The sequence below is a fragment of the Marinobacter psychrophilus genome (genome assembly GCF_001043175.1).
Taxonomy (GTDB): Bacteria; Pseudomonadota; Gammaproteobacteria; order Pseudomonadales; family Oleiphilaceae; genus Marinobacter; species Marinobacter psychrophilus.
Genome location: NZ_CP011494.1, coordinates 3,271,893 through 3,288,024, shown reverse-complemented (window position 1 = coordinate 3,288,024; position 16,132 = coordinate 3,271,893). Strand labels below are relative to the sequence as shown.

Sequence of the window (16,132 nt, the reverse complement as noted above, 5' to 3'; positions counted from 1 at the left end):
TTCCTGATGGTTGGCTTTGCCCGGGAATTTTACAGGCTGTCCAGGTTGTCCAGCAAATAATTAGCGCGTTTCAGCAGAGCTTCGCGGCGCTCCGGTTTTTGTTTTTCCCAGTTGCGATACATCATCGTCATGCGCGGATTTTTAGCGAACTGGTCGCGGTGGCGGTCGATAAAGTGCCAATACAGCGAGTTGAAGGGGCAGGCGTCGTCTTCGGTGGCTTTGGCCACTTTGTAGTGGCAGTTGCTGCAATGGTCAGACTGGCGCTGAATGTATTTGCCGCTGGCGGCGTAGGGTTTTGATCCTAAATAACCGCCGTCGGCGTGCATCACCATGCCCAGCACGTTGGGCAGTTCCACCCAATCGTAGGCATCGACATACACCGCCAGATACCAGTCGCAAATTTCATCCGGCGTAATGCCGGCCAGCAAGGCGAAGTTGCCGGTCACCATTAAGCGCTGAATATGGTGGGCGTAGCCATTACGGCGAGTGGCATCAATGGCTTTGTGCATACAGCGCATGCGGGTGTCGCCGCTCCAGTAGAACCCGGGCAGGGCGCGGTCATTGCCAAGCTGGTTGTTGCGGGCGTACTCGGGCATGTGCAGCCAGTAAATACCGCGCACAAATTCGCGCCAGCCGACGATTTGACGAATAAACCCTTCCACCGCGTTGATGGGCGCCCGCCCGGCGTACCAGGCTTGCGCGGCGCGTTCGCACACGGCAAGGGGGTCCAGCAAACCGCAGTTTATGTAAGGCGACAGAATCGAGTGAAACAGCCAGTCTTCGTGGTCAGATATCGCGTCCTGGTAGTCACCAAAGCACGGCAAGGCGTAGTCTATGAAGTGTTCCAGAGCGCGCTCGGCATCGGCGGCCGTTACCGCAAAATGGAAGTCTTCGCTGGCGCCAAAATGGTCGCTGAAGTGTTGCTCAACCATGTTGATGACGTCTTGGGTGACGGCATCCGGCTCGATCCGAAACGGCGCGGGCGCCGGCGGTTTGCCCGTCCATTTGCGGCGGTTTTCAGCGTCGTAATTCCACTCGCCACCTTCGGGCTTTTGCTCTGGGGTCATCAGTAGCCCCGTTTTACGCCGCATTTCCCGGTAGAAATACTCCATGCGCAGCTGTTTACGGCCTTCGGCCCAGTCGGCAAATTCTTGTTTAGTGGCAATAAAACGGGTGTCCACGCGAATTTCTGTGGTCACCCCCAAGGCTTTCTGCCACTGGCTGATAATGTTGTGCAGGCGCCATTCGCCGCACTCGGTGGTAATAATGCGCTCGGGTTGGTGGGCAGCTATTTGCTCGGCCATCACCTGTTCCAGGCTTTGCGCAGCGTTGTCGGGATGATAACGCTGGTAATGCACGCTGTAGCCGTCGGCTTTCAACTGACTGGCAAAATGACGCATGGCGCTGTACAGCAGTATCAGTTTTTTCTTGTGGTGATTGGTGTAGCTGGCTTCGCTGTGAACTTCCGCCATAACGATGCGGTCGGTATCGCGATCGGCGCCTTCCAGAGCGCTCAGGCTTTGTGTTAGCTGGTCGGCGAGAATCAAAATCAGATTAGCCATAGTGCTTTATCCAGACAGTGTGTGTTCCAAAAGAGGTAGGCAACATACTCAACAAGCGCAACATCTGTGTCATTTCTGACTTGATATGCTGTCGCCGTGTTCACAGATGATTCGAATCAAGATGGCGGTGCTGAAACACGGTTACGATGCCAGTTTACAGCCTGCTTCATATTCAAGGCGCCCAGAGTTTCTATTTATGGCTTCCAAAATCGCAGTTCAGTCTTCTGATACTATTATTCTGCCCGAGTTTACCTGGGACGATGCCTTGATTCGCCGTTACGATCTGAGCGGCCCGCGCTATACCTCATATCCTACGGCGGTGGAATTCAATCAGACGTATCCGATTGGCGATATGGTACAGGCGGCTGCACGCAGCAAAGCCATCGGCCGACCGCTGTCGCTGTACACCCACATCCCGTTTTGCGCGCACCTGTGCTACTACTGCGCGTGCAACAAAGTAATCACCAAAAAACGTAATAATGCTCAGCCTTATGTGCAGCGCCTGCTGAAAGAAGCGGCCATGCAAGCCGAATTATTCGGTGCTGACCGGCCGGTGAAGCAATTGCACCTGGGCGGCGGAACGCCAACGTTTTTGCCCCGCGATGTCATGCGTGAATTGATGCACGGCTACGGCGAACTGTTCAATCTGCAGACCGATGGCAGTCAAGACTACAGCATTGAAATCGACCCGCGTGAAGTAGATCAAGACACATTGTCTACCCTGTGGGAGCTGGGCTTTAACCGCATCAGCCTGGGCGTGCAGGACGTGAATCCTCAGGTTCAAAAAGCGGTCAACCGGGTGCAATCCAAAGAAATGACCCGCGGCGTGCTGAATGAAGCACGCCGTTTGGGCTTCGGTTCCATTAATCTGGATCTAATTTACGGCCTGCCGTACCAGACCCCGGACAGCTTTGCTGAAACATTGGAAGAAGTCATCGACATGTCACCAGATCGGCTGTCGGTGTTCAGTTACGCCCATTTGCCAGAGCGTTTCTATCCGCAAACACGGCTTAAAGGCGATACCATGCCCTCGCCGCAGCAAAAGCTGACCATTTTGCATAACACCATTAATCGATTGCTGGATGCCGGTTACGAATACATCGGTATGGACCACTTTGCCAAACCGGATGACAGCCTGGCGGTGGCTCAGCGCGCGGGTCGCCTGCATCGCAATTTCCAGGGTTACACCACCCATTCGGACTGCGATCTGGTGTCGCTGGGGGTGTCGGCCATTGGCCAGACCGATGACGCATACTTCCAGAACAACCACGATTTGCCATCCTGGGAGGCTGCGATAGATTCAGGACAACTGGCGATCACAAAAGGCGTGAACCTGACCCGTGATGATCGCCTGCGGCGTTGGGTGATTGGCCAGCTGATTTGCCAGTTCCGTCTGGATCGTCAGCAATTTACGGCCGAATGGAACGAAGATTTTGACCAGTATTTTGCCGATGAGCTGTCACGCCTGAAGCCGATGATGGCAGACCAGTTGATTGCAGATAACGGCCGCGTGCTGCAAGTGCAGCCCGCTGGACGGCTGCTGATTCGGGCTATTTGCCAGATTTTTGATGTCTATCGGAAAGAAGGCGCTACTCAGCGGTTTTCGCGAATTATCTGATGTCTATTAGGGCAACGCTGCTCTGGTAGGCCCGTTTTGATTCCTGTTAAAGCTTTCTGGAACACTCTAGTTTCATAATAGTATGCAGAGTATCTATTTAGAAGTATTGGCTGAACCCCTGATGAAGGTCAATGCACTGCAGATTGCACGGCGTATGGTTTCGTAACTCTCTGTATGGAAAACGTTTATGGAACTTGTATGTCCGGCTGGCAGTTTGCCGGCGCTGAAAGCAGCGGTGGATAACGGCGCTAACGCGGTTTACCTTGGCTTTAAAGACAGCACCAATGCTCGTCAGTTTAAAGGTCTGAATTTTAACGACAAACGTGCGGCAGAGGGCATTGAGTACGCCCATAAAAACGGCGCGCGGGTGTTCTGTGCAATCAATACATTTCCTCAGCCCCAGGGCTGGAAAACCTGGACCTCCGCGGTAGACCGAGCCGCAACTCTGGGCATAGACGCGATGATACTGGCCGACATGGGGTTGTTGGATTATGCCACCAGTCGCTACCCCCAAATAGACAGGCATTTATCTGTACAGGGATCCGCCACCAGCTACGAAGCGTTACGCTTTTATAAAGATAACTTTGGCATTCGTCGTGCAGTTTTGCCACGGGTGCTATCGCTAGACCAGATTCGTGGCCTGGCAAAGCACAGCCCGGTTGAGCTTGAAGTGTTCGCCTTTGGTAGCCTGTGTATTATGGCCGAAGGCCGCTGTTACTTGTCTTCCTATATCACCGATGAATCTCCTAACACTCGTGGTGCCTGCTCGCCGGCCAAAGCCGTGCGCTGGCAGGAAACTCCCCAAGGTTTGGAGTCGCGGCTTAATGGCATCTTGATTGACCGCTACGGCAAGGGCGAATCCGCCGGTTATCCAACTTTGTGCAAAGGCCGCTTTGAAGTGGAAGGCAGCGTTTACCATGCGATTGAAGAACCGGTCAGCCTGAATACCATAGACCTGCTTCCGCAGTTGCAGGAACTGGGCATCAGCGCGGTAAAAATAGAAGGCCGCCAGCGCAGTCCTGCTTATATTGCCGACGTGGCCCGCACCTGGCGTCAGGCCCTCGACCTGCTTGAAAATAGCGCCGATGAATTTGCTGTAGACCCAGCCTGGAATGCCACTCTGGCAGGTTTGTCAGAAGGCGGCTTGACCACCCTTGGCGCCTATCATCGCAAATGGAAATAAGGTGAAATATCCTATGCTCAAACTCTCATTAGGTCCTGTGCTTTGGTTTTGGTCACGGCAAACCGTGTTGGATTTTTACGCCAACGCTGCGGACTGGCCGGTAGATACGGTGTACCTGGGCGAAACCGTGTGCGCACGCCGTCGCGAACTGAAACTCGCCGACTGGCTAGAAATCGCAGGCGTATTGAAAGACGCCGGCAAGCAGGTAGTGCTGTCCACCCAAACCCTGATTGAATCCGAAGCCGACCTGCGCCTGCTGCGCCGCATCTGCAGCCAACAGGATTACCTGATTGAAGCCAATGACCAGAGTGCGCTGCAGCTGGCCAGCACCAACAGTCTGCCTTTCGTAACGGGGCCGGGCCTGAACATTTACAACGTCGCGACGCTGAAGGTGCTCGCAAAGTTGGGTTTGAAGGGGTGGAGCCTGCCCGTGGAGCTGGGCCGTGAAACCCTGATCGAGATGATTGCAGAGCTAAAAGCCGAAGGCCTGGATTTGCCTGCGGAAGTCTTCGCTTGGGGTTTTTTGCCGCTGGCCTGGTCGTCGCGCTGCTTTACCGCACGCCATTACAACCTGCCAAAAGACAACTGTGAATTCCGCTGCCTGCAGCATCCGGATGGTTTGGAACTGCGGTCCCGTGAAGCCCAGGAGCTGTTTCGCCTGAATGGCACCTCGACATTGTCTGGCGCCCGTTATGATTTATTGCGGGAGCTTCCGGACATGCTCGCTATGGGTGTTGATACCGTGCGTTTGAGTCCGGAGCACCAAGGTATGGCCGAGGTGGTGCAGCGTTTTGATCAGGTACGTAGAGGTGAAATACCCTACAGCGATCCGTTAACCGTGAGGGAAGCGCCGCCGTGCAACGGCTACTGGTATGGTCAACCGGGGATGGATCAGCGGGCTTAGCCGCTGATGCGGATGTGCCACTCCAGGCTATCCAATAGGTTTTTCAGTGCCAAACCCAGTTCGGTGTCGCCCTCAATCACCAGGCGGCGCTGGAAAAATAGCTGGTCTGGGTCGTGATTCCGTTCGGCCAGGGTTTTGAAAGCGCTCAGAGAGCCCCGAATGGTCGTTTCACCCGGGGCGTCCACAATGCGCAGCCGACCGGTCCAGAATCCAAAGGTGACACCCGGCTGCCCGCCATTCAGTTCCAGGCGAATTGTGCGCCCTTCAAAATCATCAAACTCACCGTCAGCAATGGCCTCGGCAAACAATCGGTTCAGCGGGGCTTCGACGACCAGCTGCTTTAATGCCAACGGTATGCGCTGGTCAATAGCCGCCAGCAGTGTTGACGGCGCGGGAAGATACTCGGTCAGCAACGCCAGTGAATCGGTCAGTAGCGGGTTAGCAGCCAGTTTTTGGCTCAAAGCTTGCGCGCGTGACACGCCTGGCAGCGAACGAAATGCGGGTAGAGTGGGCCTTGGTAAAAAGGTTGGCATGTGCAGGGCCATGGGCGTCTCCGTTGTTGATCAAACACGCCGCTGAGGGTATGTCTGGAAACACTTATCTTAACCAGGGCCGGCCCACGCCGCGTTGATATAGCTCAGATTTTGTGCAGACCCTCTCCCACAGCCCACACCGCGACTTCTACCCGTGAGCGCAGGTTGAGCTTTTTCAGCAGGTGCTTTACGTGGACTTTCACAGTGCCGTCGCTGATGTCCAGTTTTCGGCCGATCATCTTGTTAGACAGACCTTCGGCGATGAGCTTCAGAATGTCTTTTTCCCTGGGTGTCAGGCTGTCGAAGTCTGGTCGCGCAGGCTGTTGCGATTTGTTACTGCGCAGTGCTTCTGCCAGCAGGGAGGTAAGGCGTTCGCTGATGACCAGCTTTCCTACGGCTGCCTGGTGCAGCTGTTTAATCATATCCTCCGGTTCCATATCCTTCAGCAGATAGCCGTCGGCACCAGCGCGTAATGCTTCAACCACATCATCTTGCTGATCTGACACCGTGAACATAATAATGCGTGAGCTGATGTTGTGGGCTCGTAACTGCCGCAAGGCTTCAACACCACTCACGTCCGGCATATTCAGATCCATCAGGATCAGGTCTGGTTCCAGTTCAAGGGCAATGCGCACGCCGTCCGTCGCGTTGCTGGCCTCGCCCGCCACTTCAAGATCCGGTTCCATTTCGATCAGTTGCTTGATGCCCTTGCGTAATAGTGGGTGATCATCGATCAATAATATGCTTGCAGGTGTATCGGCCATGGCTCTCTCTTTATGTGGGTAAACCGTCAGTTGGAATCCGCGATTCTCGGGATATTGGCCGGTTTAACCGAGATCTGGTTCCGGGCGTGGGGAATAAAACGCAAACTCACTTCCACTCCTCCTAGCGGATGATTAGCGACCGTTAACTGGCCACCCAGTGAGCGGGCGCGTTCTTGCATAATGATCATACCGTAGTGTCTCTCTGGCTGACCTGAATCGGGTAGCCCGCGACCGTTGTCCCGGATTTTAGCCTTGACCTGCGGAGACTCGAAACTGACGTTTACCCACACTGCTTCGGCCTTGCTGTGTTTGACCGCGTTGGCCAGTGCTTCGCGCACAACTTGAAGGGTGTGGATTTCTTCATTGGGCGAAAGCGTTTGTGCGGGCAGCTTGTAAGCCAGATTGACGGGCTTGGCCATGCGTCCGGAAAATTCGTGCACGGTCTGGCGCAGTGCGGCGCCAAGGTCTGGTGTGTCGAGCTTCAAGCGGAAAGTCGCTAACAGTTCCCGCAACTGACGATAGGCGCTGCTTAAACCTGTGCTTAGCTCGTCCAGTACAGCGTTGTACCCGGTTTTTTGTGGGCCGTCCATGTTCATTCTGCGCAATCGAGTAACCTGGATTTTGAGGTATGACAAAGACTGGGCGAGAGAATCGTGGAGTTCGCGGGCAATAACGGTGCGTTCTTCGATCAGGGTCCGCTGTTGTTCTTCGGTAATTTGGCGCTCCAGAAATATGGCCGTGGCCAGCTGATCGCTTAACGTTTCCAGCAGCCTCCGTGCGGTTCTAGACAAATCCTGTGAGGCCGGGTACCAGACTTCCAACGTGCCCAACAGTTGACCAGGGGTGCGAATGGGCAGCAGCAAACGGCGGCCGTCATTGCCGGGCAGTGGCAGCTCGTCATGTTCCTCTTCGGTAACCAGGCAAGCGTTGCAACTGTGATCGTGACAGTAAAATGGGCGCACTGTGGTGGCAGTGGTGACGGCTTGAACCGGCTCTGCAGAGGCTTTGTCGTGCAGGTACAGGTTGATAGGGCCGATGCCGAGCATCTGCTCCAGCTGCTGTAGCATGGGTACTGCGCCATCGCACAAGTTGTGATTCGCAAACAGAGTGCGGCTGGACGAATGCAGTAATTCGAGCGCAGCGTGGCTTTTCTCCAGCTCTTCAGTTTTGGCTTGGACCTTACTTTCCAGTTCGTAGTAGGTAAGCGCCAACTCGCTGGTCATCTGGTCAAACGCCGACCCGAGCTGCGCCAGCTCATCAGAGCCGCCCAGCTCGGCTTTGCGGGAAAAATCTTGCTTGCTCACGGATTCGGCAATGCTCACCAGTTTTCGTAGCGGTCGCAGAACGCGATTCTTCAAATCCAGAAACAGCGCCAACACAATCAGAATAGCGAACACCAAGCTGATCACCTGCATCAGGTGAAGTAGACTGATACGGGCTTCGGTCCGGTTTTCAAGCATAGACACCAGCACATCAACATTGTCTACGTAACTTTGGGTGGTGTTAATCATAGAGCCGGTTAGCGAGTCTCCGGGCCGGTGTTGCGCCAGCATGGGGCCAACGCTGGAGTTCCACTGGCTGACTACGTCACGGTAGCGTTGCGCCAGCGGGTGATCGGTTGTAAGTGGTAACGACTGGATAATGTCAGCATGGACCAGGCGCTGATTGTAGCGGCTTATCATCTGGTTCAGGACATGGCGCCCATCGGCGGTGTTCTGGTCTTGCAGTCGAGCTACCTGCGCTAACAACTGATACGCGCCCATACGTAGAGTGCCCGCCAGGTTGATGGCGGTGGCGTTGCCGGCAATGCTTTGTGACACCCCCAAGGTCACTCCCATACTGACAATGGCGGTGAGTACGACCGCACTAACGGCGGTGGCAATCCGGTTAACGAGTGAGTTTCTGGAGGTCATAGCTTTTTTTAGGTGGCGAGTGGGTGTTGACTGAATGCCAACTACCTCTTTACGGATAATCATCTACCCACGAGGTCATTAAACAATCATAGTCTTTGACCGACGTACAGGCAAAGTAAGACACTCAAAGGCACGTCTGTCAAAAGGGAGAATACCATGAGCATGGAGCCAAGGCCGTCCGAAATCCGAGCCTTACAGCTATCGGTCGACAGCACCGAGTCAGATGAAGAGCGTTATGCATCGCTATTGATCGTGTTACCACTTGCACTGGCTGGATTCATTATTGCCGCCGCCTGCTGGACTCTATTTGCAGTGGTTGGTGTGACTCTGCGCAGCAATTTTCAGCTGAGCGAACTTCAGTTTGGCTTGTTGCTGGCAATGCCCATGGCGGTGAGCGCATTGTTAGCGGTTCCGGCAGGATTATGTGCAAGCATGTGGGGTGCCAGAAAAGTCATGTTGTGCTGTCTTGCGGGTCTGGCGTTCAGTATGGCGCTGGTTTTCTTTGCCGACAGTTTTGGTGGCTATATTCTCGCCGCGGGTGGTTTGGGTCTGGCCGGTGGTTTCTACAGTGCGGGGCTGCAATTTGTAGCCATTCATTGCCGACCGCAACGGCTGGGGCTGGTGTTGGGTGTTTTTGGTGCGGGTATTACCGGCGCCGGTTTCAATTATTACCTGGTGCCGCTGCTGCAACAGGCCTACTCCTGGCAAGGCGTTCCTCTGGCGTATGTCATTGTGCTGCTGTTGATATTGGCCCTGTTTCTGATGCTCACCGAGCCCGACGACCAAACCGCATTCTTAGTGAGTAATGCCGGGGCCTGGCGCAAATGCTGTGCGCCAGGGGTTTGGCCTTTGTGTGGTTATTTTTCTGTTATTGCCGGTAGTTTTTTCGCATTGGCCTTGTGGTTGCCAGATTACCTGTCGGCACGCTCGGGCTTGCCGGTAAGCCTGGGTGCGCATCAGGCCTTGTGGTTTATATTGCCGGGTGCTCTGGCCCAAATTGCGGGCGGTGCGCTGGCCGATCGTTTGGGCAGCAGCCGTGTGGTTATATGGGCCTTGCTGTTGGCGCTGGCGGCGCTATTCGTTCTGTCATACCCACCGATGACTCTGTCGATAGAAGGTGTGGGGCGCTTTTACCATCTAGAGATTTTGCTGCCGCGGGTGTGGGAGGGCGGTGTGATGATTATGCTTGGCGTGGCCCTGGGCGCGGCTATTGGTGCGCTGCAGCGGATGATTATTCTGGAAAGCCGCGATGCGACGGCGGTAATGGCGGGCTTTTTGCTGCTGGGTGCGTTCGCTGTGGCATTCGTGTTGCCCATTGTATTCGCCGCCATCAATGCCTGGCTGAATGTGCGTTCTGCGGTATTCATGCTGCTGTTTGTGATGCTGGTGGCTTGTACTTTATTGTTCGCTCGACACACCCGGCGCCGTGAGCGCCGTGAGCTGTTTTTCTGACAGTCCCGGATGGTCTAAGTGCCGTCTACCCTCCTGGTGGTAGGGGCTGGTTTAGAGGTAGTAACCACGCTGCTTTCGCTGTTTAGTTGCCACACAATGGTCTCAAATCGTTAACGCGATCCGGCAAACGGAGAGAGACCATGAGTCATTTGATCGACAAGCTGAGCTACTTCAGCAAAAAGCGTGAATCCTTTTCTGGCGACCACGGTGAAACCCATACCGAAAATCGTGGCTGGGAAGACAGCTATCGCCAGCGTTGGCAGCACGACAAAATTGTGCGCTCCACCCACGGCGTAAACTGCACCGGCTCTTGCAGCTGGAAAATCTACGTTAAAAACGGTCTGGTGACCTGGGAAACCCAGCAAACAGATTACCCCCGTACCCGCCCGGATCTGCCGAACCACGAGCCTCGTGGTTGCCCTCGTGGTGCCAGTTATTCCTGGTACATGTACAGCGCCAACCGCCTGAAGTACCCACTGATGCGTAAGCATCTGATGAGGCTGTGGCGCGCCGCCCGTATCCAGTTTAACGACCCGGTCGATGCCTGGGCCTCGATTGTGGAAGACCCAAAGAAAACCGCTGAATACAAGCCACGCCGCGGTATGGGCGGTTTTGTCCGTTCCGACTGGAACGAAGTGAACGAACTGATTGCCGCTTCTAACGTTTACACCGCGAAAAAGCATGGCCCAGACCGCATCATTGGCTTCTCGCCGATTCCTGCCATGTCTATGGTGTCTTACGCTGCGGGCAGCCGTTACCTGTCATTGATCGGCGGCGTGTGCCTGAGCTTCTACGACTGGTATTGCGACTTGCCGCCGGCTTCCCCGCAAACCTGGGGCGAGCAAACCGACGTTCCTGAATCCGCAGACTGGTACAACTCCAGCTACATCATCGCCTGGGGCTCCAACGTTCCACAAACCCGTACTCCGGACGCCCATTTCTTTACCGAAGTGCGCTACAAAGGCACCAAAACCGTTGCCATTACGCCGGATTACGCCGAAGTTGCCAAGCTGTCCGATGAGTGGCTGAACCCCAAGCAAGGCACTGACGCTGCGCTGGGTATGGCCATGGGTCACGTGATTCTGAAAGAGTTTCACGTTGATAATCCCAGTGCTTACTTCACGGATTACGTGCGCCGTTACACCGACATGCCGTACCTGGTGAAGCTCGACAAAATGGAAGACGGCCGTTATGTGCCGGGCAGGTTTCTGCGCGCCAGCGACCTGGTGGATGGTTTGGGCGAAGAAAATAACCCCGAATGGAAGACCATTGCCATAGATGAAACCACCAACCAGCTGACGGCGCCAAATGGCTCTATCGGTTACCGCTGGGGTGAAAAGGGCAAGTGGAACCTAAAGCAAACGGCGAAAAAAGAAGACGTGAATCTACAGCTGTCGATGGTGGAAAAGCACGACGAAGTTGTGGACGTTGCCTTCCCGTATTTCGGCGGCATCAAGCACGAGCATTTCAAATCCGTTGAGATCAGCGACACCCTGACCCACAAGCTGGGCAGCCGAAAAATTGAACTGGCAGACGGCAAAGAAGCTCTAGTCGTCACCGTATATGACCTGATGATCGCCAACTACGGCATCAGCCGTGGCCTGGGTGAAGACGACGGCGCTACCGACTACGACCAGATCAAGCCTTACACACCCGCCTGGCAGGAAAAGATCACCGGCGTACCCGCGCACAAAGTGACCCGCATTGCTCGTGAATTCGCCGAGACTGCGCACAAAACCAACGGCCGTTCCATGATTATCGTCGGTGCCGGTATGAACCACTGGTACCACATGGACATGAACTACCGCGCGTTGATCAACATGCTGATCATGTGTGGCTGTGTCGGTCAAAGCGGTGGCGGTTGGGCCCACTATGTAGGCCAGGAAAAACTGCGCCCACAGACCGGCTGGCAGCCATTGGCGTTTGGCCTGGATTGGCAGCGCCCGCCACGCCAGATGAACGGTACATCCTTCTTCTACGCCCACTCTGGCCAGTGGCGTTACGAGAAACTGGATGTGAGCGAGATCTTGTCGCCGCTGGCGGACAAGACCAAATTCGGTGGCAGCCTGATCGACTACAACGTTCGCGCCGAACGGATGGGCTGGTTGCCGTCTGCACCGCAGTTCAACCGTAACCCGCTGGGCATTGCAGCCGAAGCTGAAAACGCTGGTATGGACGTGCCAGGGTACGTGACTCAGTCCTTGAAAGACGGCTCGCTGGCGTTTGCCTCGGAAGACCCTGAAGCCCCGGAAAACCACCCGCGCAATATGTTCATCTGGCGCTCTAACTTGTTGGGTTCTTCCGGCAAGGGCCACGAATACATGCTGAAGTACCTGCTGGGTACGACGAGTGGTTTGCAGGGCAAAGATCTGGGGCACGATGGCGGCCTCAAACCGCAGGAAGTGAAATGGCACGACGAAGCGCCCGAAGGCAAGCTTGACCTGTTGGTGACTCTGGATTTCCGCATGTCCACCACCTGCCTGTATTCCGACATCGTTCTACCGACCGCCACCTGGTATGAAAAAGACGACCTGAATACCTCGGATATGCACCCGTTCATTCACCCGCTGACCGCAGCGACGGATCCGGCGTGGGAATCCCGCAGTGACTGGGACATCTACAAAGGCATTGCGAAGGCGTTCTCCAAGGCGTCTGAAGGTCATCTGGGTGTCCAGAAAGACGTGGTTACTGTGCCGCTGATGCACGATGCACCCGCGGAACTTGGCCAGCCGTTTGATGTAAAAGACTGGAAACGCGGCGAGTGCGATCTGATTCCGGGTAAAACCGCGCCTAATTTTATGACGGTTGAACGCGATTATCCGAACACTTACGCGCGCTTTACGTCGCTTGGTCCGCTGTTGGACAAACTGGGTAACGGTGGTAAAGGCATCAGCTGGAACACCGAAAAAGAAGTGACGTTCCTGGGTGAGCTGAACCACAAACACCTCGACGGCGCCAATGCGGGCCGGCCGAAAATTGACACGGCCATCGATGCGTGTGAAGTGATTCTAAGCCTGGCTCCGGAAACCAATGGCCAGGTCGCCGTGAAAGCCTGGGCGGCGCTGTCTGAATTCACCGGGCTGGATCACAAACACCTGGCACTGAACAAAGAAGACGAAAAAATCCGCTTCCGCGACATAGTCGCGCAGCCGCGCAAAATCATCTCTAGCCCAACCTGGTCTGGCCTGGAAGACGAGCATGTGTCCTACAGCGCCGGCTACACCAACGTGCACGAGCTGATTCCCTGGCGCACGCTGACCGGCCGCCAGCAGTTCTATCAAGACCACGAGTGGATGCGCGCCTTTGGCGAAAGCCTGCTGGTGTATCGCCCGCCGATTAACACCAAAGCGGCCGCACCGCTGCTGAACGCCAAGCCCAACGGCAACCCGGAGAAGGCGTTGAACTTCCTGACGCCGCACCAGAAGTGGGGTATACACAGCACCTACAGCGACAACCTGCTGATGCTGACCCTGTCTCGTGGTGGCCCCATTGTGTGGCTGAGTGAAGACGACGCCGTCGACATAGGAGTGGAAGACAACGACTGGATAGAAGTGTTCAACGCTAACGGTTCTTTGTCAGCGCGGGCGGTGGTCAGCCAGCGGGTGATGCCGGGCATGGTGATGATGTACCACGCTCAGGAGCGGATTGTGAATATTCCCGGTTCGGAAATTACCGGCAGCCGCGGTGGCATTCACAACTCGGTTACCCGGGCCTGCCCGAAGCCCACTCACATGATTGGTGGCTATGCCCAGTACTCTTACGGCTTCAACTACTACGGCACCGTGGGGTCCAACCGCGACGAGTTTGTGGTGGTGCGCAAAATGAAGAACGTCGATTGGCTTGATGGCGAGGGCAACGACACTGTTCAGGAGAGTGTAAAATGAAGATCCGTTCCCAAGTAGGCATGGTGCTGAACCTGGACAAGTGCATTGGTTGCCACACATGTTCAGTGACCTGTAAAAACGTCTGGACCAGCCGTGAAGGCATGGAGTACGCCTGGTTTAACAACGTCGAAACCAAACCCGGTATTGGCTACCCAAAAGAGTGGGAAAACCAGGACAAGTGGAAAGGCGGCTGGCTGCGCGACCCAAGCGGCAAAATCCGCCCGCGCATCGGTGGGAAGTTTCGGGTGTTGGCAAACATTTTCGCCAACCCGGACCTGCCGGAAATTGACGACTACTACGAGCCGTTCGATTTCGATTACCAGCATTTGCACACCGCTGGCGACAGCAAACACCAGCCGGTTGCACGGCCACGCTCGCTGATCACCGGAAAACGCATGCAAAAAATTGAATGGGGTCCGAACTGGGAAGAAATCCTGGGCACCGAATTTGCCAAACGCCGCAAAGACAAAAACTTCGACCAGATTCAGGCCGACATTTACGGCCAGTTCGAAAGCACGTTCATGATGTACCTGCCGCGCCTGTGCGAGCACTGTCTGAATCCCACGTGTGTGGCCAGCTGCCCAAGCGGTGCTATCTACAAGCGGGAAGAAGACGGCATCGTGCTGATCGATCAGGACAAGTGCCGCGGCTGGCGCATGTGTGTATCCGGCTGCCCGTACAAGAAAATCTACTTCAACTGGAAAACCGGTAAATCTGAGAAGTGCATCTTCTGCTATCCGCGGATTGAAGCTGGTATGCCCACCGTGTGCTCAGAAACCTGCGTAGGCCGCATTCGCTATCTGGGCGTGCTGTTGTACGACGCCGATCGCATTGAAGAAGTGGCCAGCACGCCCGGCGAGCACGAGCTGTACGAGAAGCAGCTGGACATCTTCCTCGACCCGTTTGACCCGGAAGTGATTGCCCAGGCGACCAACGACGGTGTGCCAATGAACGTGATTGACGCGGCCCAGCGCAGCCCGGTCTACAAAATGGCGGTTGAGTGGAAACTGGCCCTGCCGCTGCACCCGGAATACCGCACTCTGCCCATGGTGTGGTATGTGCCGCCCCTGAGCCCGATTCAGTCAGCCGCCGAAGCCGGCCAGGTCGAGTTTGACGGCGTACTGCCGAAAATCGAAAGCCTGCGCATTCCAGTGAAGTACTTGGCCAACCTGCTCACCGCCGGTGACGAAAAGCCCATCGTACGTGCGCTAAAACGCATCATGGCCATGCGCTTGTACAAGCGTGCTGAAACCGTAGACGGCGTGGAAGACCTGCGGGCACTGGAAGAAGTCGGGTTGACCAAAGCCCAAGCCGATGAAATGTACCGCTACTTGGCCATTGCCAATTACGAAGACCGTTTTGTGATTCCCAGCGGCCATCGCGAAATGGCGAAAGAAGCCTTTCCCGAACGTGGCGGCTGTGGTTTCAGCTTTGGTGACGGCTGTGGTGGCAGCACCAGTGAATTCAACATGTTCGGTGGCAAAAGCCAGACCACCACCATGGTGCAAAAACTGACCACGGTGAAGCAGGTTGACCCGAAACAGCTGCAGGATTGAGGAGCAGACTATGAAAGTTCTAAAAGTGATGGCGCTGTTGCTGGAATACCCGAACGCCGATTTGCAGCGTGGCCGCGATGAGCTGACGGCTGCGGTGCTGGAAGACAGCCGCTTGCCGCGCAAAAACAAAGAGCAGTTGCTGCGCTGCATTGACATGCTCTGCAACGGCAATCTGTTGGACCTACAGGAAAACTACGTTGCCACCTTTGATAGGGGCCGCGCCACTTCTTTGTTGTTGTTCGAGCACGTGCACGGCGAATCGCGCGATCGCGGGCAGGCCATGGTCGACCTGATGGAGCAATACAAAACCAACGGTCTGGAGATTGACGCCCGCGAACTGCCGGACTACTTGCCACTGTTCATGGAGTATTTGTCTACCCGGCCATGGAAAGAGATCAAAAATTGGCTGGAAGATATTCACCACATTCTGGGTTTGCTGGGTGAGCGTTTGTACCAGCGTGGAAGCCTGTACCACGGAATTATGGATTCGCTGCTGGAGCTATCCGGCCGCAAAACCGACCGCAAGGAACTGGCGAAAATTGTGGCATTGGAAGAGCGTGACGACACCCCCGAAGCGCTGGACAAAGTGTGGGAAGAGGAAATGGTGAAGTTTGTGGATGACCAGGGCAGCTCCTGCAGCACCGGCGGTGTGGTAGGTCAACGTCGCCGTGAGCTGGAGCAAACCCAGACCATTCACTTGAGCGATCAGCTGATGGCGGATGTCGCACCTCGCCCGGCCCAACAACCGGTGAGTAACGCCTGA

The 16,132-nt window shown here is 55.4% G+C and carries 11 protein-coding genes; 7 read left to right on the top strand and 4 right to left on the bottom strand.

Annotation, left to right across the window (positions count from 1 at the left end; all coding sequences use genetic code 11):
• Nucleotides 1-29: 29 nt before the first annotated feature.
• Entirely contained in the window at nt 30-1,562 is a 1,533-nt protein-coding gene (locus ABA45_RS14920) for a cryptochrome/photolyase family protein (RefSeq protein WP_048387402.1), read from the bottom strand.
• 235 nt (nt 1,563-1,797) lie between these two features.
• On the opposite strand from ABA45_RS14920, the gene hemN reads away from it, so the two are divergent.
• The 3 genes from hemN (at nt 1,798) to ABA45_RS14905 (ending at nt 5,267) form a co-directional block, all read left to right on the top strand.
• Nucleotides 1,798-3,180 (top strand): oxygen-independent coproporphyrinogen III oxidase, encoded by a 1,383-nt coding sequence (hemN, locus tag ABA45_RS14915; protein ID WP_406564666.1) that lies wholly within the window; start codon nt 1,798-1,800, stop codon nt 3,178-3,180.
• 187 nt (nt 3,181-3,367) lie between these two features.
• Nucleotides 3,368-4,363 (top strand): ubiquinone anaerobic biosynthesis protein UbiU, encoded by a 996-nt coding sequence (gene ubiU, locus ABA45_RS14910; protein ID WP_048387399.1) that lies wholly within the window; start codon nt 3,368-3,370, stop codon nt 4,361-4,363.
• A gap of 13 nt (nt 4,364-4,376) precedes the next feature.
• Nucleotides 4,377-5,267: a U32 family peptidase gene (locus tag ABA45_RS14905; RefSeq protein WP_048387397.1), complete on the top strand. Its 891-nt coding sequence runs from the start codon at nt 4,377-4,379 to the stop codon at nt 5,265-5,267.
• On the opposite strand, the gene ubiT is transcribed toward ABA45_RS14905, so the two are convergent.
• The 3 genes from ubiT to ABA45_RS14890 form a co-directional block, all read right to left on the bottom strand.
• Nucleotides 5,264-5,812 carry a ubiquinone anaerobic biosynthesis accessory factor UbiT gene (gene ubiT, locus ABA45_RS14900; RefSeq protein ID WP_048387394.1) on the bottom strand — a complete coding sequence of 183 codons (549 nt, stop codon included), beginning with the start codon at nt 5,810-5,812 and terminating at the stop codon, nt 5,264-5,266. The genes ABA45_RS14905 and ubiT overlap by 4 nt on opposite strands.
• 92 nt (nt 5,813-5,904) lie before the next feature.
• Nucleotides 5,905-6,564: a two-component system response regulator NarL gene (narL, locus tag ABA45_RS14895; protein WP_048387392.1), complete on the bottom strand. Its 660-nt coding sequence runs from the start codon at nt 6,562-6,564 to the stop codon at nt 5,905-5,907.
• Nucleotides 6,565-6,590: 26 nt separating this feature from the next.
• A complete protein-coding gene (locus ABA45_RS14890) occupies nt 6,591-8,477 on the bottom strand; it encodes a histidine kinase (protein ID WP_048389141.1) in 1,887 nt (628 codons plus the stop codon).
• A 156-nt stretch (nt 8,478-8,633) separates the two neighbouring features.
• Here ABA45_RS14890 and ABA45_RS14885 point away from each other — a divergent pair, with 156 nt between their 5' ends.
• The 4 genes from ABA45_RS14885 to narJ all read left to right on the top strand — a co-directional run bounded on the left by ABA45_RS14885 (nt 8,634) and on the right by narJ (nt 16,132).
• On the top strand, nt 8,634-9,929 hold the full coding sequence (locus ABA45_RS14885; RefSeq protein WP_048387390.1) for an MFS transporter: 1,296 nt from the start codon (nt 8,634-8,636) through the stop codon (nt 9,927-9,929).
• Nucleotides 9,930-10,069: 140 nt separating this feature from the next.
• The gene (locus ABA45_RS14880; protein WP_048387388.1) at nt 10,070-13,813 is read left to right on the top strand and encodes a nitrate reductase subunit alpha; all 3,744 of its coding nucleotides are present in this window, start codon (nt 10,070-10,072) and stop codon (nt 13,811-13,813) included.
• Nucleotides 13,810-15,369 (top strand): nitrate reductase subunit beta, encoded by a 1,560-nt coding sequence (narH, locus tag ABA45_RS14875; protein ID WP_048387386.1) that lies wholly within the window; start codon nt 13,810-13,812, stop codon nt 15,367-15,369. The genes ABA45_RS14880 and narH overlap by 4 nt, the downstream gene beginning before the upstream one ends.
• 10 nt (nt 15,370-15,379) lie before the next feature.
• On the top strand, nt 15,380-16,132 hold the full coding sequence (gene narJ / locus ABA45_RS14870) for a nitrate reductase molybdenum cofactor assembly chaperone (RefSeq protein WP_048387384.1): 753 nt from the start codon (nt 15,380-15,382) through the stop codon (nt 16,130-16,132).

Bases quoted from the DNA above. Each gene is read 5' to 3' on its own strand.
- ABA45_RS14920 (WP_048387402.1), bottom strand. From the start codon at position 1,562: ATGGCTAATCTGATTTTGATTCTCGCCGACCAGCTAACACAAAGCCTG.
- ABA45_RS14880 (WP_048387388.1), top strand. From the start codon at position 10,070: ATGAGTCATTTGATCGACAAGCTGAGCTACTTCAGCAAAAAGCGTGAA.
- ABA45_RS14905 (WP_048387397.1), top strand. From the start codon at position 4,377: ATGCTCAAACTCTCATTAGGTCCTGTGCTTTGGTTTTGGTCACGGCAA.
- narH (WP_048387386.1), top strand. From the start codon at position 13,810: ATGAAGATCCGTTCCCAAGTAGGCATGGTGCTGAACCTGGACAAGTGC.
- ubiU (WP_048387399.1), top strand. From the start codon at position 3,368: ATGGAACTTGTATGTCCGGCTGGCAGTTTGCCGGCGCTGAAAGCAGCG.
- narL (WP_048387392.1), bottom strand. From the start codon at position 6,564: ATGGCCGATACACCTGCAAGCATATTATTGATCGATGATCACCCACTA.
- ABA45_RS14890 (WP_048389141.1), bottom strand. From the start codon at position 8,477: ATGACCTCCAGAAACTCACTCGTTAACCGGATTGCCACCGCCGTTAGT.
- ABA45_RS14885 (WP_048387390.1), top strand. From the start codon at position 8,634: ATGAGCATGGAGCCAAGGCCGTCCGAAATCCGAGCCTTACAGCTATCG.
- narJ (WP_048387384.1), top strand. From the start codon at position 15,380: ATGAAAGTTCTAAAAGTGATGGCGCTGTTGCTGGAATACCCGAACGCC.
- ubiT (WP_048387394.1), bottom strand. From the start codon at position 5,812: ATGGCCCTGCACATGCCAACCTTTTTACCAAGGCCCACTCTACCCGCA.